Source organism: Flavobacterium movens (assembly GCF_039581425.1).
GTDB lineage: Bacteria > Bacteroidota > Bacteroidia > Flavobacteriales > Flavobacteriaceae > Flavobacterium > Flavobacterium luteolum.
Map to the genome: position 1 here is coordinate 138,016 of NZ_JBCPXY010000001.1, position 21,977 is coordinate 159,992.

Annotated in this window: 19 protein-coding genes; 16 read left to right on the forward strand and 3 right to left on the reverse strand. The window is 33.6% G+C overall.

Annotated features, from left to right (window positions below):
• Positions 1–69: 69 nt before the first annotated feature.
• From AAYQ05_RS00605 to AAYQ05_RS00650, 10 genes are all read left to right on the forward strand, one after another.
• Positions 70–1,101, forward strand: coding sequence for an NADH-quinone oxidoreductase subunit G (locus AAYQ05_RS00605; RefSeq protein WP_111378915.1), 1,032 nt, complete (start codon positions 70–72; stop codon positions 1,099–1,101).
• A 3-nt stretch (positions 1,102–1,104) separates the two neighbouring features.
• Positions 1,105–2,157: an NADH-quinone oxidoreductase subunit NuoH gene (nuoH, locus tag AAYQ05_RS00610; RefSeq protein ID WP_343540500.1), complete on the forward strand. Its 1,053-nt coding sequence runs from the start codon at positions 1,105–1,107 to the stop codon at positions 2,155–2,157.
• Positions 2,158–2,244: 87 nt separating this feature from the next.
• Complete coding sequence (locus AAYQ05_RS00615; protein WP_177211332.1) at positions 2,245–2,790, forward strand: NuoI/complex I 23 kDa subunit family protein; 546 nt, start codon at positions 2,245–2,247, stop codon at positions 2,788–2,790.
• Complete coding sequence (locus tag AAYQ05_RS00620; RefSeq protein WP_177211333.1) at positions 2,791–3,330, forward strand: NADH-quinone oxidoreductase subunit J family protein; 540 nt, start codon at positions 2,791–2,793, stop codon at positions 3,328–3,330.
• On the forward strand, positions 3,330–3,650 hold the full coding sequence (gene nuoK / locus AAYQ05_RS00625) for an NADH-quinone oxidoreductase subunit NuoK (protein WP_008466103.1): 321 nt from the start codon (positions 3,330–3,332) through the stop codon (positions 3,648–3,650). The genes AAYQ05_RS00620 and nuoK overlap by 1 nt, the downstream gene beginning before the upstream one ends.
• Before the next feature lie 6 nt (positions 3,651–3,656).
• Positions 3,657–5,540, forward strand: a complete 1,884-nt coding sequence (gene nuoL, locus AAYQ05_RS00630; RefSeq protein WP_343540501.1) for an NADH-quinone oxidoreductase subunit L — start codon at positions 3,657–3,659, stop codon at positions 5,538–5,540.
• A 10-nt stretch (positions 5,541–5,550) separates the two neighbouring features.
• On the forward strand, positions 5,551–6,990 hold the full coding sequence (locus AAYQ05_RS00635) for a complex I subunit 4 family protein (protein ID WP_281634510.1): 1,440 nt from the start codon (positions 5,551–5,553) through the stop codon (positions 6,988–6,990).
• Between the two features lie 66 nt (positions 6,991–7,056).
• On the forward strand, positions 7,057–8,448 hold the full coding sequence (locus AAYQ05_RS00640) for an NADH-quinone oxidoreductase subunit N (RefSeq protein WP_343540502.1): 1,392 nt from the start codon (positions 7,057–7,059) through the stop codon (positions 8,446–8,448).
• A 161-nt stretch (positions 8,449–8,609) separates the two neighbouring features.
• Positions 8,610–9,380 (forward strand): Bax inhibitor-1/YccA family protein, encoded by a 771-nt coding sequence (locus AAYQ05_RS00645; RefSeq protein WP_343540503.1) that lies wholly within the window; start codon positions 8,610–8,612, stop codon positions 9,378–9,380.
• Positions 9,381–9,858: 478 nt separating this feature from the next.
• Entirely contained in the window at positions 9,859–12,711 is a 2,853-nt protein-coding gene (locus AAYQ05_RS00650; RefSeq protein ID WP_343540504.1) for a pectate lyase family protein, read from the forward strand.
• A 64-nt stretch (positions 12,712–12,775) separates the two neighbouring features.
• On the opposite strand, the gene amaB is transcribed toward AAYQ05_RS00650, so the two are convergent.
• Positions 12,776–14,329, reverse strand: coding sequence for an L-piperidine-6-carboxylate dehydrogenase (amaB, locus tag AAYQ05_RS00655; RefSeq protein WP_343540505.1), 1,554 nt, complete (start codon positions 14,327–14,329; stop codon positions 12,776–12,778).
• 180 nt (positions 14,330–14,509) lie between these two features.
• Here amaB and AAYQ05_RS00660 point away from each other — a divergent pair, with 180 nt between their 5' ends.
• Positions 14,510–15,466, forward strand: coding sequence for an MBL fold metallo-hydrolase (locus AAYQ05_RS00660; RefSeq protein WP_343540506.1), 957 nt, complete (start codon positions 14,510–14,512; stop codon positions 15,464–15,466).
• Positions 15,467–15,597: 131 nt separating this feature from the next.
• Here AAYQ05_RS00660 and AAYQ05_RS00665 read toward each other — a convergent pair whose 3' ends face one another.
• Both AAYQ05_RS00665 and AAYQ05_RS00670 read right to left on the reverse strand, forming a co-directional pair.
• The gene (locus AAYQ05_RS00665) at positions 15,598–16,137 is read right to left on the reverse strand and encodes a 3-hydroxyanthranilate 3,4-dioxygenase (RefSeq protein WP_286971470.1); all 540 of its coding nucleotides are present in this window, start codon (positions 16,135–16,137) and stop codon (positions 15,598–15,600) included.
• A gap of 114 nt (positions 16,138–16,251) precedes the next feature.
• On the reverse strand, positions 16,252–17,352 hold the full coding sequence (locus tag AAYQ05_RS00670; protein ID WP_343540507.1) for an endonuclease/exonuclease/phosphatase family protein: 1,101 nt from the start codon (positions 17,350–17,352) through the stop codon (positions 16,252–16,254).
• 129 nt (positions 17,353–17,481) lie between these two features.
• Here AAYQ05_RS00670 and AAYQ05_RS00675 point away from each other — a divergent pair, with 129 nt between their 5' ends.
• The 5 genes from AAYQ05_RS00675 (at position 17,482) to AAYQ05_RS00695 (ending at position 21,883) form a co-directional block, all read left to right on the forward strand.
• Positions 17,482–18,555, forward strand: coding sequence for a serine hydrolase domain-containing protein (locus tag AAYQ05_RS00675; protein WP_343540509.1), 1,074 nt, complete (start codon positions 17,482–17,484; stop codon positions 18,553–18,555).
• A gap of 154 nt (positions 18,556–18,709) precedes the next feature.
• Entirely contained in the window at positions 18,710–19,609 is a 900-nt protein-coding gene (locus AAYQ05_RS00680; protein WP_343540510.1) for a S66 peptidase family protein, read from the forward strand.
• A gap of 182 nt (positions 19,610–19,791) precedes the next feature.
• Entirely contained in the window at positions 19,792–20,163 is a 372-nt protein-coding gene (locus AAYQ05_RS00685; RefSeq protein WP_278019855.1) for a YraN family protein, read from the forward strand.
• A 121-nt stretch (positions 20,164–20,284) separates the two neighbouring features.
• The gene (locus AAYQ05_RS00690) at positions 20,285–20,941 is read left to right on the forward strand and encodes a hypothetical protein (protein WP_008466087.1); all 657 of its coding nucleotides are present in this window, start codon (positions 20,285–20,287) and stop codon (positions 20,939–20,941) included.
• Positions 20,942–21,319: 378 nt separating this feature from the next.
• The gene (locus AAYQ05_RS00695) at positions 21,320–21,883 is read left to right on the forward strand and encodes an RNA polymerase sigma factor (RefSeq protein ID WP_343540511.1); all 564 of its coding nucleotides are present in this window, start codon (positions 21,320–21,322) and stop codon (positions 21,881–21,883) included.
• Positions 21,884–21,977 lie beyond the last annotated feature (94 nt).

Genomic DNA, 21,977 nt, shown 5'->3' on the forward strand with positions numbered 1-21,977 from the left:
GTTCATAATGTTAAAAAGGACAGCAATTCTTTTCAATATTTCGACTTTCAACATTCAAATCATAAAGAGATGAAAGTAACCATAGACGGTCAAAGTATAGACGTAGAACCAGGAACAACAATCCTGCAGGCTGCACGTATGATTGGAGGGGATTTAGTACCGCCAGCCATGTGCTATTACTCAAAATTAAAAGGCAGCGGCGGTAAATGTCGTTGTTGTTTAGTTGAAGTTTCTAAAGGAAGTGAAGCTGACCCACGACCAATGCCAAAATTAATGGCATCTTGTGTAACAGGATGTATGGATGGTATGGAAGTAAACAGTAAATCGTCTGCAAGAGTAACTGAAGCCCGTAAATCTGTAACAGAATTTTTATTAATCAATCACCCTTTAGATTGTCCTATTTGTGATCAAGCTGGTGAATGTGATTTACAAAATTTAAGTTTCGAGCACGGAAATCCAAAATCACGTTACATTGAAGAGAAAAGAACATTTGAACCAGAAGATATTGGTCCAAATATTCAACTTCATATGAACCGTTGTATTTTATGTCAAAGATGCGTACAAGTTGCAGATCAATTGACAGACAATAGAGTTCATGGAGTATTAGATCGTGGTGATCACGCTAATATTTCTACTGGTATTTCTAAAGCAATCGACAATGAGTTCTCTGGAAATATGATTGACGTTTGTCCGGTTGGAGCTTTAACTGATAAAACTTTCCGTTTTAAATCAAGAGTTTGGTTTAATAAACCCTATAACGCACACAGAGAATGTACAACTCCGGGATGTTGCGGTAAAACTACAGTTTGGATGTTTGGTGGAGAAATCCAGCGTGTAACTGGTCGTAAAGATGAATACCATGAAGTAGAAGAATTCATCTGCAACAGCTGTCGTTTTGATCATAAAAACGTAAATGACTGGGTAATTGAAGGACCAAGAGAATTTGAAAAAGATTCTGTTATCAATCAAAACAACTACACTCAGAAATTAGAGAAAGTTGAAATCGATACTGAGAAAAATATCCTTTTAGGTAGAGATATTGACCGTAAAAAAATTAGTATGGCAGCGATTCCATTAACTGATAATGATAAAAAAGTTTAAGAAATGGAAAGTGCATTTATTATAGAAAAGAGTGTTGTAATTGTTGTCGTTTTTGCGGTAACAATGATCATGGCAATGTATTCTACTTGGGCAGAACGTAAAGTTGCTGCTTTCTTGCAAGACCGTGTTGGACCAAACCGTGCAGGATGGGGAGGTTTATTACAGCCTCTTGCAGATGGTATGAAATTATTCTCGAAAGAAGAATTCGAACCTAACACTCCTAATAGATTTTTATTCTTCGTAGGTCCAGCGATTGCAATGAGTACCGCTTTGATGACAAGTGCTGTTATTCCTTGGGGAGATCGTTTACACCTTTTTGGAAGAGACATCATTCTTCAAGCTACAGATGTTAACATAGCTATATTATACATTTTTGGAGTTCTTTCTGTTGGAGTTTACGGCATCATGATTGGTGGATGGGCTTCTAACAATAAATTCTCTTTGATGGGAGCTATCCGTGCTGCTTCTCAAATGGTTTCTTACGAGGTTGCAATGGGATTATCAATAATCGCTTTATTGATGATGACTGGAACAATGAGTTTAAAAGTAATTTCTGAACAGCAAGCTGGAATGAATTGGAATGTTTTCTATCAACCATTATCATTCTTAATTTTCTTAATCTGTTCATTTGCAGAAACAAATAGAACTCCTTTCGATTTAGCAGAATGTGAAAACGAGTTAATTGGAGGTTACCACACAGAATATTCATCAATGAAAATGGGATTTTATCTATTTGCTGAATATGCAAGTATGTTTATATCGTCTACCATTATTTCTGTATTGTTCTTTGGTGGCTACAACTACCCAGGAATGCAATGGATGGTAGAAAATGTAGGTGTAAATACAGCTAACTTATTAGGAATTGCGGTATTATTTGTAAAAATATGTTTTTTCATATTCTTTTACATGTGGGTGCGTTGGACGATTCCAAGATTTAGATATGACCAATTAATGCATTTAGGCTGGAGAATTTTAATTCCGCTTTCGATCATTAATATCATGATTACGGGTGTTGTTATTTTAAGACACGAAATCTTAGCAACTTTAGGATTCTAAGAATCACATCAAGCTTCAAATAAAAAACAAAATAGATTTTGAGTTTGATTCATTTCAAATTATAAATCATAAACTATAATAGTAAAAATGTCAATAGAAACTATATCATTATCGGGTAGAAAAAAGGTGGTGTCAAATAAGGACATGTCTTTTGTTGAACGATTGTATCTTGTGGCGATTATAAAAGGTCTAGTTATTACTGTAAAACACCTTTTTAGAAAAAAAGTTACGATTCATTATCCTGAGCAAGTTCGTGAAATGAGCCCAGTTTATCGTGGTCAGCATATGCTAAAACGCGACGAACAAGGTAGAGAAAACTGTACTGCTTGTGGATTATGTGCTTTATCATGCCCAGCTGAAGCAATCACTATGAAAGCTGCAGAACGTAAGCCTGATGAAAAACATTTATATAGAGAAGAGAAATACGCTGAAATCTATGAAATCAATATGCTTCGTTGTATTTTCTGCGGTTTATGTGAAGAAGCTTGTCCAAAAGATGCTATTTATTTAACAGAATCTAAAGTATTGGTTCCTGCTAATTACAATAGAGAAGATTTCATTTTTGGGAAAGATAAATTAGTGATGCCTTTAGAAATGGCTATGAAAAATGCTCAACTTAAAAACGCTAACTAAATGATACATATTCCAGATTTTGCACACGCAACAACTATTCAAGTTATCTTTTGCTTTTTAGCGTTCATTACCGTTATTACTGCTTTCTTGACTATTTTCAGCAGAAACCCGATTCATAGTGCCATCTATTTGGTAATTTGTTTCTTTTCTATTGCTGGTCATTATTTACTATTAAATTCTCAGTTCTTAGCTGTTGTACATGTAATAGTCTACTCCGGAGCTATTATGATTCTGTTCCTGTTTACCATCATGTTGATGAACCTGAACGAACAGCGAGAAGTTCACCGTCCTAGAATTACACGTTTAGGTGCTATTGTTTCTTTCTGTTTAATATTGATTGTTTTAATTACAATCTTTATCAACTCAAAACCAATTGTGGGTGAATACGATTCTACTGGAGAAGATTTCCAATCAATTAAAGTTTTAGGTAAAATATTATTGAACGAATATATGGTTCCGTTCGAATTTGCTTCAATCTTACTTTTGGTTGCTATGATTGGAACAGTTCTATTGTCTAAAAAAGAAAAATTAAATAAATAATGGGTAATATATTAAATCAAATAGGTATTGAAAATTACATCTTTTTGAGTGTTGTACTTTTCTGTATTGGAATTTTTGGTGTATTGTACAGACGAAATGCTATTATCGTTTTCATGTCTATCGAAATTATGTTGAATGCGGTAAACCTTTTATTTGTTGCTTTTTCAACTTATCATCAAGATGCACAAGGACAAGTTTTTGTGTTCTTCTCGATGGCGGTTGCTGCAGCCGAAGTTGCGGTAGGATTGGCCATTTTAGTTTCTATCTTTAGAAATATCGGATCAATCAGTATCGATAATTTAAAAAATTTAAAAGGATAATCAGAAATGGATACCAATTTAGCTTTAATTTTAGTTTTAACTCCTTTACTAGGTTTTCTAGTAAATGTCTTTTTTGGAAAAAGCTTAGGCAAAACAGTTTCTGGTGCAATCGGAACTATTGCCGTAGCAATTTCTTTTGTTGTTTCTCTTTTACTTTTTAATCAAATAACTTCAACCGGAAAAGGAATCGAAGTTACTTTATTTGATTGGATTCAAATTAGCAACTTAAAAATCAATCTTGGATTTTTATTAGATCAATTATCTGTTCTTTGGTTACTTTTCGTAACGGGAATTGGTTCTTTGATTCACTTATACTCTATCAGTTACATGCATGATGATGAGAATATGCATAAGTTTTTTGCTTATTTAAATCTATTCGTATTCTTTATGATTACACTTGTAATTGGAAGTAACTTATTAGTTCTTTTCATCGGATGGGAAGGTGTTGGACTTTGTTCTTACCTATTAATTGGATTCTGGCATAAAAACCAAGATTACAATGATGCTGCAAAAAAAGCTTTCATCATGAACAGAATTGGAGATTTAGGTTTATTAATCGGAATGTTCATCATTGGATCAATGTTTTCTACATTAGATTATGCAACTTTGAAAACAGCAATTGCTGGAGCTTCAAACTTAAATTTACCTTTACTTTCTTTAGCTGCTTTATGCTTATTTATTGGAGCTTGTGGTAAATCTGCTCAAATTCCATTATACACTTGGTTACCTGATGCGATGGCTGGACCAACTCCAGTTTCTGCTTTAATCCACGCGGCTACAATGGTTACTGCTGGTATTTTTATGGTAACAAGATTGAACTTTGTTTTTGACCTTGCAACAGACGTTCAATCTGTAATTGCAATTATTGGAGCAATCACTTCATTAGTTGCGGCTACAATTGGATTAGTTCAAAACGATATCAAAAAAGTATTAGCCTACTCTACAGTTTCTCAATTAGGTTTAATGTTCTTGGCATTAGGATTTGGAGCTTATGAAGTAGCGGTTTTCCACGTAATCACTCACGCTTTCTTTAAAGCTTGTTTATTCTTAGGATCTGGATCTGTAATTCACGGATTACACGGAGAGCAAGATATGCGTAATATGGGAGGTTTGCGTAAAGCAATGCCAATCACATTCTGGACAATGTTAATTTCTTCATTAGCAATTTCTGGAGTTCCATTCTTCTCTGGATTCTTCTCGAAAGACGAAATTTTATTGACTGCTTTTCACCACAGCATTCCATTATACGTTGTTGGATCGATTGCTTCTATCATGACAGCTTTCTATATGTTCCGTTTAATGTTCTTAACTTTCTTCAAAGAATTTAGAGGAACTGAAGAGCAAAAACACCATTTACACGAAAGTGGTTCATTAATTACTATTCCGCTTATCATCTTAGCTATTTTAGCAACTTTTGGTGGATTAATTAGCTTACCTGGGAACAGCTGGTTAAATGGTTACCTTGCTCCTCTTTTCACAAAAGTGGCTGGAGAAGAACATCATTTAGGCACAACTGAATATACTTTAATGGGTGTTGCCGTTCTAGGTGGATTATTAGGAATTTTAATTGCTTACGTAAAATACTTTAAACAGGATAATGTTCCAGAATCTGACGAAAATATTACTGGATTCAGCAAAGTGTTATACAACAAATACTATGTAGACGAAGTTTACGACGCTGTATTTGTAGCACCAGTTAATAGTTTATCTAAATTCTTTAGAGATTATATCGAGACAGGATTGTCTGCTCTTGTTTTCGGATTAGGTAAAATAGCAAACGAGATTGCTTTCCAAGGAAAAAAATTACAAACCGGAAGTATAGGATTATATCTATTTGTATTTGTTTTAGGACTTTGTGCAATTGTTTCCTATATATTTTTAGCTCAATAATATTATTACTATGAACGTTTCTACTATATTAATTATACTTTTAATTGGTGCATTTGCCACTTATTTTTCTGGTGACAAACTAGCTTCAAAAGTTGCTTTACTTTTCAGTTTAGCCGCTTTAGGATGTTCAATTGTATTATTGAATAATTATAATGCAGGTGAAAATATCAGCGTAATCAACAGCTGGATTAATCAACCAAAAATTTCATTCGCTTTAAACGGTGATGGACTTGGACTTGCAATGGTTTTATTGACCGCAGCTTTAACTCCGATAATCATATTTTCTTCTTTCGGAAATGAATATAAAAATGCAAAAGGCTTCTATGCTCTAATCTTGTTTATGGCTTTTGCTATGACCGGAACTTTCTTAGCTGCTGATGGTCTTTTATATTATATTTTCTGGGAGTTAGCACTTATTCCAATCTACTTTATTGCTTTGATCTGGGGTAATGGTGATGCTGAAGAGCGAAGAAAAGCGGTGGTTAAATTCTTTATTTATACACTGGCAGGTTCGTTATTTATGTTAACTGCGTTTATTTATTTATACCAAAAAGCAGGTTCTTTCTTAATCGAAGATTTATACAAAGTAAACTTATCTGCTTGCGAGCAATTCTGGATTTTCTTGGCTTTCTTCTTAGCTTATGCAATCAAAATTCCAATTATTCCTTTCCACACTTGGCAGGCAAATGTGTACCAAAAAGCACCAACTGTTGGAACAATGCTTTTATCTGGTATCATGTTAAAAATGGGATTGTACAGTGTTCTTCGTTGGCAATTGCCACTTGCACCAATCGCCGCTAAAGAATACATGTATATCTTTATTGGTTTAGGAATTGCAGGTGTAATCTATGGTTCAATCGTTGCATTGAGACAAAAAGATTTAAAGAAATTATTAGCTTATTCTTCTCTTGCCCACGTTGGATTAATCGCGGCAGGATCATACACTTTGACTCTAGATGGTTTTAGAGGTGCTGTTATGCAAATGATTGCTCACGGTTTTGTTGTAGTGGGATTATTCTTTGCTGCTGAAGTAATTTTCAGAAGATTCGAAACTAGAGAAATTTCAGAAATGGGCGGTATCCGTACACAGTCTCCAAAATTCACTTCAATGTTTTTAATCTTAGTATTGGCTTCTGTTGCTTTACCAAGTACATTTAACTTTGTTGGAGAGTTTACAGTATTATACAGTTTGTCTCAAATCAATATCTGGTTCGCGATCCTTGGTGGAACAACAATCATTTTAGGAGCTTACTATATGTTAAGAATGTTCCAGCATGTAATGTTAGGAGAAACAAATGCAAAAACTTTTGCTGATGTTACACTTAACGAAGGAATTTCATTTGCTGTAATTATCGCTGTTTTATTATTCTTTGGTTTCTATCCAAAACCAATTACAGATTTGATTACACCAAGCTTGGAAAACATTTTACAAGTTATCAATAAGAACTAATATTTTAAACAAAAAATAAATTAGGATTGCATTTAAAAATTGAAATCCTAAATCAAAAAGATAAAAATGAATACATTAATAGCTATAACAGGATTGGGTATTTTCTGCCTATTGTTTGAAATTCTTAATTTAAGAAAGGCCATTATTCCTATTACCATTTTAGGTTTATTAGGTGTATTGGCACTTAATTATTGCGAATTTGGAACAGAACAAAGTTATTACAACAATATGATAGCAGTAAGCAAGTTTTCTACAGCTTTTTCATCATTGTTTATCGTTTTGACGATTTTCCTTGTAGCATTAAGTCATAATTTCTATCAAAATCATCAAGCAAAAATTTCAGATTACGTTGCGATTAAAATATTTTTACTAGCTGGAGCTGTTGCAATGGTTTCTTTTGGAAACTTAGCGATGTTCTTTTTAGGAATTGAAATTTTATCTATTGCTTTATATGTACTTGCTGCTAGTGATCGTTTGAATATCAAAAGTAACGAAGCTGGTATGAAATACTTCTTAATGGGATCATTTGCTTCAGGAATTATCCTATTCGGAATCTGTTTGATTTACGGTGCAATGGGAAGTTTTGACATTAATGAAATTCACGAAAGTGCTTTATCTGCAGAATTGCCAATCTGGTTTCCAATCGGAATGATTTTAATGGTTATTGGAATGCTATTTAAAGTAGCGGCAGTACCTTTTCATTTCTGGGCTCCAGATGTATACGAAGGTTCTCCAGCTTTAACAACTGCTTTAATGAGCACATTGGCAAAAGTTGTAGCAATTGCAACTTTATTTAAACTGATTGCTGGTATGAATTTCATTTCTTCACTAGATAATCAAGACCTATTGCATACTTTTGAAGTGATCGTTGTTATAATTTCAATTGCTTCAATGTCTGTTGGTAATATTATGGCGTTAAGACAAGTAAACGTAAAACGTATGCTTGCTTTCTCTGGAATTTCTCACGCAGGTTTCATGCTAATGACGTTATTAACTGTTTCTGCTTCAGCTGGAGTTTTATTATATTACACTACTGCTTATGCATTAGCTGGAATCGCAGCTTTCAGTGTTATTTTATACGTTTGCAGAGATCGCGATAACGAAGACATTACAAATTTCCAAGGTTTAGGAAAAACAAATCCGTTATTGGCAGCAATCCTTACCGCTTCATTATTATCAATGGCCGGAATTCCTATTTTCTCTGGATTCTTCGCTAAGTTATTCTTATTCAATCAAACTATTCAAGCAGGATATATCGGTTTAGTAATTGTTGCCGTGATTAACTCTATTATTAGTGTTGGATATTATTTCAAACTAATCATCGCTATGTATTCAAAAGAACCAAACGAGGAAAGAACAGGCAGACCATTCCTTATTTATGCAACGGCTGTAATATCAATTGTTCTAAACATTGCATTAGGTTTATTCCCATCATTAGTTTTAGATTTATTGAAATAATATAATCCTTTACCTAAAATACAAAATCCATCAAAAAACATATTTGATGGATTTTTTTTATGCTCTAAATTAAGAACAGAAATTCATGTTAAAAAATTCCATCCAATAATTGCACTTCAAAAAATCTCCATATATTTGAGTTCAATTAAATGTATTAAAATATGAACTTTAATTCAAAAAATCCATTTTTAAACAGTAAGCGTTTTTCATCAAATGCTGAGCCAAGAACAGAAGTACACCACGCCCAGATTATTGATTACAATCAAGAAATGACGGTGTCTGGAACAATCAACAAAACAGCAATCTTATTTCTTATTTTATGCGGTGCTGCTATGGTGACATGGTGGATGACTTTTAACGGAATAAACCCTATGCTGCCTACAATTGGGGGAGCAATTGTTGGTTTCATTTTAGTATTAGTTTCTTCATTCAAACCACAGTTATCACCTTATCTAGCACCAGGATATGCTTTATTTGAAGGATTATTTATAGGAGGTATTTCTGCAATATTTGAATTAAAATTTCCTGGAATCGTAATTAACGCAGTTGGAGCAACTCTTGTTACTTTCTTAGTCTGCCTTGGTTTATATAAATTTAAAATTGTTAAAGTTACTGAACAGTTCAAATCTGTTGTAGTGGCTGCAACATTGGCAATTGCGACTTATTATTTAATTTCTTGGGTTGTGTCAATGTTTTCAAGCTGGACACCTGTTCATTACGGAAATTCTATGATGAGTATTGGTATCAGCGTTTTTGTTATTATTATTGCTGCGCTTAACCTTTTCTTAGATTTTGATTTAATTGAAAAAGGAGCGAGAGAAAAAATGCCAAAATTTATGGAATGGTATGGAGCAATGGGATTAATGATTACATTAGTTTGGTTGTATATCGAATTTCTAAGACTTTTAACAAAAATTTCTAGTAGAGACTAACACGTTTTTTTAAATAACATAAGAGCCCTTTTGAGTAAAATCAAAAGGGCTTTTTTATTGCTGTAGATTAAATTTTGAATACCAAATCGATATTCTAATTAAATCTTCTAAGAATAATCTGTTAATCAAAACACAAAAATAGTCTATTTCCTACAAAAAAGTAAAATGTAATTTATGTAATAAAAAAAAATTACAGTCCCTTTTTATTCTTTTTGTTTAACGCTTTAAAATTTAAAAAAGCAAGAAAAATACGGCTTTCCGTACTCGACATGCGATGTGCAATAAATTACAATTAATGCAATTTATTACATTTTTATTATTTTAAAAGCAAAATATTTTAAGTATATTCTTTTTTTTAGCAAAAAAATTATAGTATTAAAAATTAATATATAATTTTGTGTAATCGATTACAATTAAACCACTTGGAATCGAAAGTAAAACCACTTACTTTTTTTATTAACTATCTTAAACAAACCTTATGAAAAAAAACCTACTTTTCATGGCTGTCTTCCTCATGACAGTTCAATTATGGGCCCAAACTATCCAAATTAACGAAGCTTCTGGCTGGCTGGAATCCGCTTTTGTAAAATGGCAGCCTGTCAGCGGTGCCCAAACGTACAATGTCTATTATACTGGTAATGGATTTACAGACAAAAAAATAGACGACCAGCTTATTAGAAGTTACGGATCTTACTATCGCGCCGACATTCCTGGCCTTAAAGCCGGAACATACACCGTAAAGGTAAAACCTGTAGTGAATGGCACAGAAGGAACGGGAGCCACAACTGGCACTCTAACCGTAAGCGCACAAGACAGAAATGGATTTGCTTTTGAAGGCGGTCGTGTTCCTGGAGGATACAAAGCAGACGGAACTCCGAAAGACAATGCCGTAATTCTGTACATTACCCAAAACACGAAAAACACCATTTCAATGAATATTACAGGTGCAAGTGCAAATCCTTGTATTGGCCTACAAAATATTCTTTATGCTATCAAGAAAGGGAAAGATACGCGTCCGTTTATTATTCGTTTAATTGGAAATATTACGGATATGACCGTTATGGAAGGTGGTGATGTTGTTATTGAAAATTCAAATAATGCTTCGAGTTATGTTACCATTGAAGGTGTTGGAGACGACGCTGTTGCAAATGGATGGGGAGTTCGATTAAAATCGGCTTCAAACATCGAAGTCAGCAATCTTGGATTTATGAACTGCGATAGTACGGCAGGCGATAACGTAGGAATGCAACAGGATAATGACCACGTTTGGGTTCACAACTGCGACTTGTTCTACGGAAATGCAGGAAGTGATGCTGATCAAATAAAAGGTGACGGAGCATTAGACAATAAAACTTCGACTTACATTACGATGTCTTACAACCACTTTTGGGATAATGGAAAAGCGAGTCTTCTTGGATTAAGCGAAGGGACAACTTCAGGTTTATATGTAACTTATCATCATAACTGGTTCGATCACTCAGATTCTCGTCATCCTCGTGTGCGCTATTATTCAGCTCACATTTACAACAACTACTATGACGGAGTTTCAAAATATGGAGCAGGTTCAACTATGGGATCTTCACTTTTTGTTGAAGGAAACTATTATAGAAATAGTAAACATCCTATGTTAACATCTCTTCAAGGTTCTGATATTTGGGACGAAGCCAACCAAGTGAATAACGCGGGAACTATGGGAACTTTCTCTGGTGAAGCTGGAGGAAGCATTAAAGCATTCAATAATACTTTTGATGCCTCAAACGGAACAAACAATATGCGTTTTGTAGCCTATAATGATCCAAATCCGTTGTATAATATCTCTGGAAAAATAAGCTCTACAACCGATTTTGATGCTTATGTTGCAGCAACAAGAGGAGAAGTGGTAAGCAGTTCTGTAAAATCTAAATCTGGTGCTAATGTCTATAACAACTTCGATACAGATGCAAATTTGTATGTAAAAAATTTAACAATCGATACTCCGGCAGCGGCAAAAACAAAAACGACTCAATATGCAGGACGTGTTTCTGGAGGAGATTTAAAATGGACGTTTAATAATGCAACAGATGATACTTCTTCTTTAGTTATTACAGCATTAAAAACAGCACTTACAAATTATACTGGAACTTTAGTTGCCGTACAAGGAGAAGGGAATCCGCCTGCTGGAACACAGACTTTAACTTTAACTTCTGCTTCAAACAACAATCAAACGGTTGTAAGCGGAACAGCAATTTCTTCAATTGTATTTACATGGGGAGGAGATGCAACTGATGCAACTGTAACTGGATTGCCTGCTTCTGGATTAACTTTTGTAAAAAATACTACAGCTAAAACAATAACTATTTCAGGTACGCCAACTGCAACAGTTTCGTACTCCATTGCAACTTCTGGAACTAGTGGTTCCCCAGCTACTGGTTCTGGAACTGTAACAGTAACTCCAGCTGGAACGCAAACATTAACTTCATCTGGCAATAACAGCCAAACTGTTGCTTCTGGAACTGCTATTGCTTCGATTGTATTTACTTGGGGCGGAAATGCTACAGATGCATCTGTAACTGGATTACCAGCTTCTGGATTGTCTTTTGTAAAAAATACAACTGCAAAAACTATAACTATCACCGGAACTCCAACTGCAAATGTTTCTTATACTGTAACCACTTCAGGAACAGCTGGAACACCAGTATCTGCATCAGGAACGATAACAGTTACTACAGGTTCAGATGGCGGATCTGAATTACATAATTTTACTACATCGGGTAAAACAAGTACATTCTACTCTATTACAGGAAATATGAATTCAACTCCAGGTTCTGTAACCTACAATGGACTAACACTTACTGAGCGTCTAAAAATCGAATCAAGCACATCCATAACGTATACAACAGCAAGTGCATCAACTTTGACTTTGGTTTTTGATTCTACTTTTACAGGAAGCATTAAAGTAGACAATGTTTCTTATACTGCATCTGCTGGTATTGTAACAGTTTCTGTTGCCGCAGGTTCTCACTCTATCACTAAAAATTCTGTTGCCAATCTATTCTATATAAGCACAGTTTATGGTGGAGGCACACTAAAAACGGCTGCAGTTGCAGATTCAGCAATAACTACTGAATCAACAAAAATAGTTTTATACCCTAATCCTGTTTCAAACACTTTATACTTATCAGATCCTGAACAAAAAGTGCAAAAAGTACTTATCTATAATATATCTGGAAATCTTGTGATTAATTCTGGAAATTCTCAAAGCATTGATACAAGCAGCTTAATTCCTGGCACTTACCTAGCCAAAATTTATACTGTCGATGGATCATTTAACCAAACACTAATTAAAAAATAAAAACTAACTTAACTTAAAAAGGCTTCCAAAATTGGAAGCCTTTTTTAATTTCAAATATTATGAATTACAAATCAAATTTAATCCCCTGTGCCAACGGAAGATTTGTTGTATAGTTGATTGTATTCGTTTGACGTCGCATATATATTTTCCAGGCATCAGATCCTGACTCACGCCCTCCTCCGGTTTCTTTTTCACCTCCAAAAGCACCTCCAATTTCAGCTCCAGAAGTTCCAATATTTACGTTTGCAATTCCACAATCAGAACCTGTTGCAGATAAAAATCTTTCGGCTTCACGTAAGTTATTCGTCATAATTGCAGAAGATAATCCTTGTGCAACACCATTTTGAATTTCTATCGCATTTTCTACATCACCAGAATATTTAATTAAATATAAAACTGGAGCAAAAGTTTCATGCTGTACAATTTCAAATGAATTTTCAGCTTCGGCAATTGCTGGTTTAACATAACAGCCGCTTTCATAACCTTCACCAGACAATACTCCTCCTTCCACAAGGATTTTTCCACCTTCGGCAACTACTTTATTTAATGCTGTCGCGTACATTTCTACAGCATGAGTATCAATTAGCGGTCCAACATGATTCTTTTCGTCAAGCGGATTTCCGATTCTTAATTGTTTGTAAGCCGCAACCAAGGCATCTTTTACTTTATCATAAATACTTTCGTGAATAATTAGTCTTCTAGTAGAAGTACAACGTTGTCCAGCAGTTCCGACAGCACCAAAAACAGCACCAATAACAGTCATTTTAATATCTGCATCTGGAGTAACAATAATGGCATTATTTCCTCCTAACTCTAACAATGATTTCCCTAATCTTCCAGCAACAGTTTGCGCTACAATTTTTCCCATTCTAGTTGATCCTGTTGCCGAAATAAGCGGAATACGAGTATCTGCAGTCAACAACTCTCCTATTTTATAATCTCCGTTTATTAAACACGAAATTCCTTCTGGAAGATTGTTTTCTTTTATAACTTGAGCAATTATATTTTGGCAAGCAATACCGCAAAGAGGTGTTTTCTCAGAAGGCTTCCAAACACAGACATCACCAGAAATCCACGCTAAAGCTGTGTTCCAAGACCAAACCGCAACTGGAAAATTAAATGCCGAAATAATCCCAACAATTCCTAACGGATGATATTGTTCGTACATTCTATGCCCTGGTCTTTCAGAATGCATTGTTAATCCGTGAAGTTGGCGTGATAAACCAACTGCAAAATCACAGATATCTATCATTTCCTGAACTTCACCATATCCTTCTTGCAATGATTTCCCCATTTCATAAGAAACCAACTTACCTAGAGCCTCCTTATTTTGTCTCAATTTTTCTCCAAACTGACGCACAATTTCACCACGCTGTGGCGCAGGAATTAATCTAAAGGTTTTAAAAGCTTCTACTGCGGTTTGAATTGCTTTTTCGTAATCTGCTGCCGTTGACATTTTTACCGAAGCAATTAATTTTCCATCAACTGGTGAATAACTTTCTAAAATTTCTCCAGAAGAAAAATTATTAATTCCTGTCGATGTTCCTTCATTTATTGTCTTGATGCCCAATTTATCAAGAGCTTCCTTCATTCCAAATTGCGATGCTATTGTTGTCATTGTAACTTTTTTGGTTAAAATTGTTATATTTTTATGTAAAGATATTGTTTTAGAATTAATCTTTGATTGAAGTTAATTCATAAATGAACGTAAATTTAAGCTTATTTTATAGTATTAACAGAAACGAAACCTCAATATTGAATTTATTTAATGAAATTTGCAGTACTTAAAATTAAAAATATGATACATTATTGTAGGCTTCTGCTTTGTTTTCTTTTAGTCTCAACAAATATATTTTCTCAAAAAGAAAAAGGTTCTTTTTCTGTTGTTCCTTTAGGCGTAATGGGTGGTATTGACGAAAAAAATCTTTCGGCTTATTTAATCGCTCCGGCCAACACAACTGATTATATCTGCCTTGACGCTGGAACTGTAAACGCAGGAATCGAAAAAGCTATTGAGAAGAAAACTTTTAAAGTTTCTACAAGTGAAGTTTTACGAAAATACATCAAAGGATATTTGATTTCACACGCGCATTTAGATCATGTTTCGGGTTTGATTATTAATTCTCCTGCCGATTCTTCTAAAACAGTTTATGCTACAAATAAATGCATGGAAATGATGGAAAACCATTATTTCAACGATCAAACTTGGGCTAATTTTGGAGACGCAGGGCCGGGGTTTCCTCTAAAAAAATACCATTTTCAGACTTTAAATTTGGGAGAAGAAATTTCTTTGACGAATACCAAAATGACAGTTAAAGCTTTTTCTCTTAGTCATGTTAATCCGTTTGAAAGTACCGCTTTCTTAATTAAAAACGACAATAATTATGCGTTATATTTAGGAGATACAGGACCAGATGAAGTAGAAAAAAGCAACAATCTTCGCGATTTATGGACCGCAATTGCTCCATTGGTTAAAGCCAAACAATTAAAAGGAATCTTTATTGAAGTTTCGTTTCCAAATGAACAGCCAGATAAATTTTTGTTTGGTCACTTAACTCCAAATTATTTAATGAAAGAACTTCATATTCTAGAGGATTTAGCTGGAAAAGGTTCTCTTGAAAACTTTAAAATTATCATCACACATTTGAAACCGCCTGCAAAGAATATTGCAAAAATTAAAGAGCAATTAAAAACTCAAAACGATTTAGGATTGAAGATTATTTATCCTGAACAGGGGAAAAAGTTTGAATTGTAGTTTTATTTTGCCACTCCCGATAGCTATCGGGATAAAAGGATTAAAAGGATTTATTTTAATTTCTAAATACAAAACATAATTAAACCCGACAGGTTTTTAAAAGCCTGTCGGGTTTTCTATTTCTATAAATATTATTTCTTAGCCGTAAACCTCGGATCAGTTTCCATTACAGTTCCGCAATTATCACAAGTTCTTAATTCTTCTGAATTGTAGAAGTGTTCAAAATGAGGAAGAAAATCTTTTTCGATATTATGAAGTTCAAAATACACTTCATACAATTTATGATTGCAATTATCACAATGCCAAAGCAAACCATCTGTAAAACCTTGCCCAGCACGTTTACGTTCTATTACAAGTCCGATAGAACCTTCTGAACGAACAGGAGAATGAGGCACTTTTGCAGGATGCAGATACATATCGCCCGCATTTAATTCCATTTCTTTACGCTGTCCATCTTCTTGAATGACAACCTTAATGCTTCCTTCTAATTGATAAAAAAGTTCTTCTGTTTCGTTATAATGGTAATCTTTTCGTGCATTTGGTCCCGCAACAATCATTACAATATAATCTCCAGAATCAACATATAAGTTTTTATTTCCAACAGGCGGTTTAAGTAAATGACGGTTTTCGTCAATCCATTGCGTCAAGTTAAAAGGTTTTGCTATAGCCATTTTATTCAAAATTTATGAAAAGCTAAGGTAGTGAAATTGTAGAGACGCACCGCAGTGCGTCTATGGGTTTGTATTTTAATTTCTGAAAAACGTTAGACGCACTGCAGTGCGTCTCTACCTTAAAACCTCTTTTATCAAATAAACATAAACTGGAAGATGATCACTAAAACCTGCTTCGTTAAGTGTGTTTCGCAACGGATAGCCTTTATAAGCTCCAGAATTTTGAATAAGATATGGTCTGTTGAAAATACCTGATTTCCAAAAATTAAAAGTCGAAAAATCCGATTTAACTAGAGAAGCTGTCATGATAATTTGATCAAATATGTTCCAAGAATCACGATAAGCAATGGTTCCTAAACCTTTACTGGCAAGCTCTTCAAACGGATTAAAAACATCAAATTCAACAACTTCAGCTTTTGCACCCTTTGCTCCTAATCCTTCTTTTATGCTTTTATTAAATGGTCCATCGTTAAAATCTCCCATTGTCAATACTTTTGCTTGTGGATTTATTTGCTGTAATGAATCGATAATTTTTCGGTTTAATTTTCCTGCAGCTTCGCGAAACATTGTTGTTGCTTTTTCTCCACCAGATCTCGAAGGCCAATGATTTACAATAATATGTATTTCTTCATTCTCTAAAAATCCTGAAACCAAAAGCTGATCTCTGGTAAAAACCCGGTTTTTATTTTCTTTTTTAATTTCAACTTCATCATCTAAAACTTCTAATTGTTCCTCTTTTTTTGCAATTTCTTTTTTATAAATGATTAATGGAATATTAGAAAAAGAAGTTGGTCTGAAATATTTTTTCTGATAAAGCAAAGCGACATCGATACCTCGTTTGTCTGGTGAATCAAAATGAATGATTCCAAAATCCAAAGCTTGCAATGCTGGTTCTTTGATTAAATCTTCTAAAACGTTACGATTTTCGATTTCAGCTCCTCCAATTAAAGTTGGAGCGTTTGAATTTTCGGGTGTACCAATTTCAGCTATCACTCTAGCCAAATTTTTTAATTTCTGCTGGTATTTCTCTATTGTCCAATGCTGCGCTCCATTTGGCGTCCATTCATCATCATTTGTAAATTCATCATCTACAGTGTCGTAAAGATTTTCGAAATTGTAAAAGGCTACGGTGTGTATTTTGTATTTTTTGGGTTGGCTAAACAGAATAGTCAACGAAAAAAGAAAAATCAAACAGAATTTAGATTTCAATGGCATATAGAAGATTTTTAAAAAGTCAAATTTAATTATTTTGTAAGATTTTTGCCTGAATAAAATTTAAAAATATTACATTTCGTTTCTAATAAAAGTCTTGTACCTTGCACAAAAACTCTGATAATTTATAACATGAAAAAAATACTGTTTTTTGCTTTTTTCTTAAGCTTTCTAAATACATTTTATGGGCAAAAAAACAGTTTCAGAGCAGAAGAAATCAGAAAACAATATAAAATTCCAGAATTGGCTTATGCCGTAGTTTCATCAGATTCTATACTTAAAATTGAGGCTTTAGGATTTCAACGTTACAAATCTTCTCATAAAGCAAAAATTAATGATATATTTCGTTTAGGATCTATCACAAAAACGATCACAAGCTATATAGCAGCGACGTTAGTTAAAGAAGGAAAAATAGAATGGAATACTAAATTTTTTGATTTATATCCTGAGTTAAAAGCAGCAAGTAATCCGGAAATTTACAATGTAACTTTGCAAGATTTCTTGGCATTTCGAGCCCCAATTCCAACTTGGTCTTATGGAAATGAAACTCCAACGCAGAAAGAAATACAAGGAAATAGCCAAGAACAACGTTATCAATTTATTGCTTGGTTTTTTCAGCAAAATACAATTCCTGAAAAACAAGAAATCTATTTCTCAAATCCAAGTTTTGTTGCGGCAGGTTTAATGCTAGAAAAAGCAACTGGAAAAAGTTATGAAACTTTAGTACAAGAATTGGGTAAAAAGTTAAGCATTAACTTCGGTTTTGGACAGCCAAACGTTACTGATATGAACCAACCTTGGGGACATGATGAAAATTTAGAGCCTGAAAAACCATTTGTAAATTATAAATTAAATTGGCTTTCGTCAGCAGGAAATGTCAATGTAAATCTTCCTGATTTTTGCAAATTTACGCAGATGCAATTACAAGGTTTGTTAGGAAAATCAAAAGTATTGTCTGAAGAAGAATTTAATAAAATGCATTTTGGTTTCCCAGAATTTTCTTTTGGATGGTATTCTGAAATAAATGAAAAATCAGGTCTAAAATATTCTTTTCACTACGGAAATCCAGGAACATTTTTAACCAAAGTGTATATTTGCAAAGATATCGATAAGGCTTTTATACTATTTGCAAATGTGCAATCTGAAGAAGCTGACAAAGGTTTAATGTTGCTTCTTGCCGAATTGCAAAAACAATATGGAGGTTAAATTATTAAACCTTAAAAATTAATTTTATAATTTTAAGCAAAAGAAAAAAATGAATAAAAACTGCTTTCACTATATAAAGAGACACTTTGTCTTTTGTAAACTCGCATTTCTTATTTTTGCTTTACAATCATTCAACTGTCAATCTCAACAAAACATGATAACACCGCCTTATTTACAAAAAGGAGATACTGTGGCACTTTTGGCAACAGCAAGAAAAAACATCGACGACAATTTAAAACCAACAATAGATTTGTTGCACAGTTGGGGTTTAGAAGCCGTAATCGGGTCAACAATTGGTTTAGATTATAATCAATTGGCTGGAACAGATGAACAGAGAGCTTCCGATTTTCAGAAACAAATGGACAATCCAAATATTAAAGCGATCTGGTGCGTTCGCGGCGGATATGGTACTGTTAGAATGTTAGATTTACTAGATTTTACGAAATTTAAACAGCATCCAAAATGGGTTATCGGTTTTAGTGATGTAACGGTTCTTCATAATCATTTGAATACGATGGGCTATAAATCTATTCATGGTATTATGCCAGTAACAGTCCCTAGAGCGACGCCAGATGCAGTAAGTTCATTAAAAGCAGCTTTATTTAACGAACCTATTTCCTATTCTATCAGCCCAAGTCCGATGAATCGTTTGGGAAGTGCAACAGGAGAATTGGTTGGAGGTAACTTATCTATTTTATATAGTTTATTAGGATCTCCGTCTGCAATTGACTGCAAGGATAAAATTTTATTTATCGAAGATTTGGATGAATATCTGTATCACATCGACCGTATGATGATGAATCTAAGACGTAACGGATGCATCGAAAATTTAAAAGGAATTATCATTGGCGGAATGACAAGTATGAAAGACAATGAAGTGCCTTGGGGGAAAAATGCTTTAGAAATTATAGATGACGTAACCAAAAAATACAATATTCCAGTAATTTTTAATTTCCCAGCCGGCCATATTAGAGATAATAGAGCCTTAATTATGGGAAATACCGTTTCTATAGAAGTTACTGCTTCTGGAAGTACGGTTACTTTCAAAAAGTAATATCGCATTGCTTATGATATAAGCAAGTCCAACAATACCACATAAAATCTCGCAAAGACGCAAGATCGCCAAGTTTTAAAATGCTTTGTGATTTTGCGTTTTTTCGTGCAATAATTTCATTTAGTAAAAATAAACTCAAAGATTCACAGTGAAAACTGTGGCTGAGACTGAATACTACAATAATGGCAGAACATAACGATTTAGGAAAATTAGGTGAAGATCTCGCAACGGATTATTTGGAAGAAAATGGATATTCAATTCTAGAACGAAACTTTGTTATCCAAAAAGCAGAAATAGATATAATTGCACAAAAAGATAATGTTTTGGCAATTGTTGAAGTTAAAACTCGTTCGAGTTTAGATTTTGGTTCTCCGCAAGATTTTGTGAAGCAAAAAAAGATTCAATTACTCATAAAAGCAGTAAATGCCTACATAAACGATAGGGAAAAGGATTTTCAGGAAGATTTAGAAATCCGTTTTGACATCGTTGCCATCCATAAAAATGGGGAATCATTTGCAATTGAACATCTTACTGACGCTTTTTATCACTTTTAACATAATTTTTTATTGTTATAATTGTAACAATTTGTTTTTTTCTTTATATTTGCAAAGAATTATAACATCGCAATGTTAAATTAACTACCAACTCAACTGTTACCAAAAAAAAAAAAGAATTATGAAAACTGTTTCTTCTATTGTAGAAAACTACATTAAAACAAAACCATTTTTATTAAATGCCCTGTCACTCGGAATTATCAACCTAACTTCACTTTCGCGAAATATTATGACCGAATTAGAAAGTGAGTTTGGCAAAGAAGTAAAACAAGGCGCTGTTGTAATGTCTTTAAAACGACTGACGGAAGAACTAGATTTTAAACTAAATCACAAAATCAATAAAGTAATTAAAAACATTGGTGAAATCACGGTTCGCTCTGAACTTACAGATTACACTTTTGCAGCATCTGAAACTGTTTTAAACAAACAAGCAGATTTGATCTCTGATATTAATGCTTTGTCTGATATTTTTTATACCTCATCTCGTGGTGTAAACGAAACTAATATCGTTGTCAGCAGTAGTGTAAATCACTTAGTTGAGAAACATTTCATGAGAGAAAAATTAATCCAGAAATTGGATAATTTGGCTTCTATTACTGTAAAATTACCAAAAGAAAATATTGTTGTTCCTGGTATTTATTACTTCATCTTCCAGCGTTTGGCTTGGGAAGGAATCATCATCAACGAGGTAATTTCGACATCAAATGAATTTACTATTTTAGTTGGAGAAGATCAAGTAGACGTTGCCTTTAAAGTAATTAAAGACTTGAAAAACTAATTTAGAAAATAGATTCAAATTAAAGTTTATAAATAACAAAATCCTTTCGTCTTTTCTTAAGATGAAAGGATTTTTCTTTTGAAATAAATCGAAATAAGCCCCTCAATTCTATATTTCTTAAATAAGAATATTCTCAAAAGCCAAATTCACAATTAAATTTTATTTATCAATAGCGTCAAAATAACACTTACTAGTGCGACTGCGACTTAACAAGAGTTTTTATTTCTTTCTTTAAAAAACTAACAAAAAATCCGAATTAAGTTTTTTTATATATAATTTGTTGCGAATAATATTTTTATATATTTGCGAAGAAGTCAGACATCAGACCTCGCATTTTGATAGTTTAATACCACTGGAATTAAATAAACGCAATTTAAATTGTTAGAAGCTGCCAACCATAGTGAAAAGTTATTGGTAAGTGAACTCAAAAAAGGAAACGAAAAAGCCTTTCGCCAGCTTTTTGATTTATACCGCCAAGATATTTATGGATATAGCATTAGTCTTCTAAAATCAAAAGAAGCTGCTGAGGAAAATGTTCAGGATGTTTTTATGAAAGTCTGGCTCAATCGCGAAAGTTTAAATGTAGATCAATCTTTTAAAGCCTACATTTTTACCATTGCAAGAAATCAGGCTTTTAATGTTTTGAATAAGGCTGCGAATGAAATTTTATTAAAAGAAGCCGTTTTCTACGAAAGTCAGAAATCACATGAATACGGAGATTATGCTATTCGGGAAGCCGATTGCAAAAAACTTCGAAAACAAGCTATAAAACAGCTCCCACCCAAACGACGGCAGATTTTTAAAATGTCGCGGAAAAAAGGAATGAGCTACGAAGAAATAAGCGAGGAACTCGGAATCTCGATAAACACAGTCCGGAACCAAATGAGTAAAGCGCTCGAATCGATGCGCGGTTTTTTTCAACTTCACGATGAAATTATCTAACCAAAACCACAAATATTGCCCTTAAAATCACTCTTCGGAGTGATTTTTTTTTGATTTTTTTCTAGCCACAGATTTAAAGGATTTTACAGATTTT

Bases quoted from the DNA above. Each gene is read 5' to 3' on its own strand.
- AAYQ05_RS00605 (WP_111378915.1), top strand. From the start codon at position 70: ATGAAAGTAACCATAGACGGTCAAAGTATAGACGTAGAACCAGGAACA.
- nuoH (WP_343540500.1), top strand. From the start codon at position 1,105: ATGGAAAGTGCATTTATTATAGAAAAGAGTGTTGTAATTGTTGTCGTT.
- AAYQ05_RS00615 (WP_177211332.1), top strand. From the start codon at position 2,245: ATGTCAATAGAAACTATATCATTATCGGGTAGAAAAAAGGTGGTGTCA.
- AAYQ05_RS00620 (WP_177211333.1), top strand. From the start codon at position 2,791: ATGATACATATTCCAGATTTTGCACACGCAACAACTATTCAAGTTATC.
- nuoK (WP_008466103.1), top strand. From the start codon at position 3,330: ATGGGTAATATATTAAATCAAATAGGTATTGAAAATTACATCTTTTTG.
- nuoL (WP_343540501.1), top strand. From the start codon at position 3,657: ATGGATACCAATTTAGCTTTAATTTTAGTTTTAACTCCTTTACTAGGT.
- AAYQ05_RS00635 (WP_281634510.1), top strand. From the start codon at position 5,551: ATGAACGTTTCTACTATATTAATTATACTTTTAATTGGTGCATTTGCC.
- AAYQ05_RS00640 (WP_343540502.1), top strand. From the start codon at position 7,057: ATGAATACATTAATAGCTATAACAGGATTGGGTATTTTCTGCCTATTG.
- AAYQ05_RS00645 (WP_343540503.1), top strand. From the start codon at position 8,610: ATGAACTTTAATTCAAAAAATCCATTTTTAAACAGTAAGCGTTTTTCA.
- AAYQ05_RS00650 (WP_343540504.1), top strand. From the start codon at position 9,859: ATGAAAAAAAACCTACTTTTCATGGCTGTCTTCCTCATGACAGTTCAA.
- amaB (WP_343540505.1), bottom strand. From the start codon at position 14,329: ATGACAACAATAGCATCGCAATTTGGAATGAAGGAAGCTCTTGATAAA.
- AAYQ05_RS00660 (WP_343540506.1), top strand. From the start codon at position 14,510: ATGATACATTATTGTAGGCTTCTGCTTTGTTTTCTTTTAGTCTCAACA.
- AAYQ05_RS00665 (WP_286971470.1), bottom strand. From the start codon at position 16,137: ATGGCTATAGCAAAACCTTTTAACTTGACGCAATGGATTGACGAAAAC.
- AAYQ05_RS00670 (WP_343540507.1), bottom strand. From the start codon at position 17,352: ATGCCATTGAAATCTAAATTCTGTTTGATTTTTCTTTTTTCGTTGACT.
- AAYQ05_RS00675 (WP_343540509.1), top strand. From the start codon at position 17,482: ATGAAAAAAATACTGTTTTTTGCTTTTTTCTTAAGCTTTCTAAATACA.
- AAYQ05_RS00680 (WP_343540510.1), top strand. From the start codon at position 18,710: ATGATAACACCGCCTTATTTACAAAAAGGAGATACTGTGGCACTTTTG.
- AAYQ05_RS00685 (WP_278019855.1), top strand. From the start codon at position 19,792: ATGGCAGAACATAACGATTTAGGAAAATTAGGTGAAGATCTCGCAACG.
- AAYQ05_RS00690 (WP_008466087.1), top strand. From the start codon at position 20,285: ATGAAAACTGTTTCTTCTATTGTAGAAAACTACATTAAAACAAAACCA.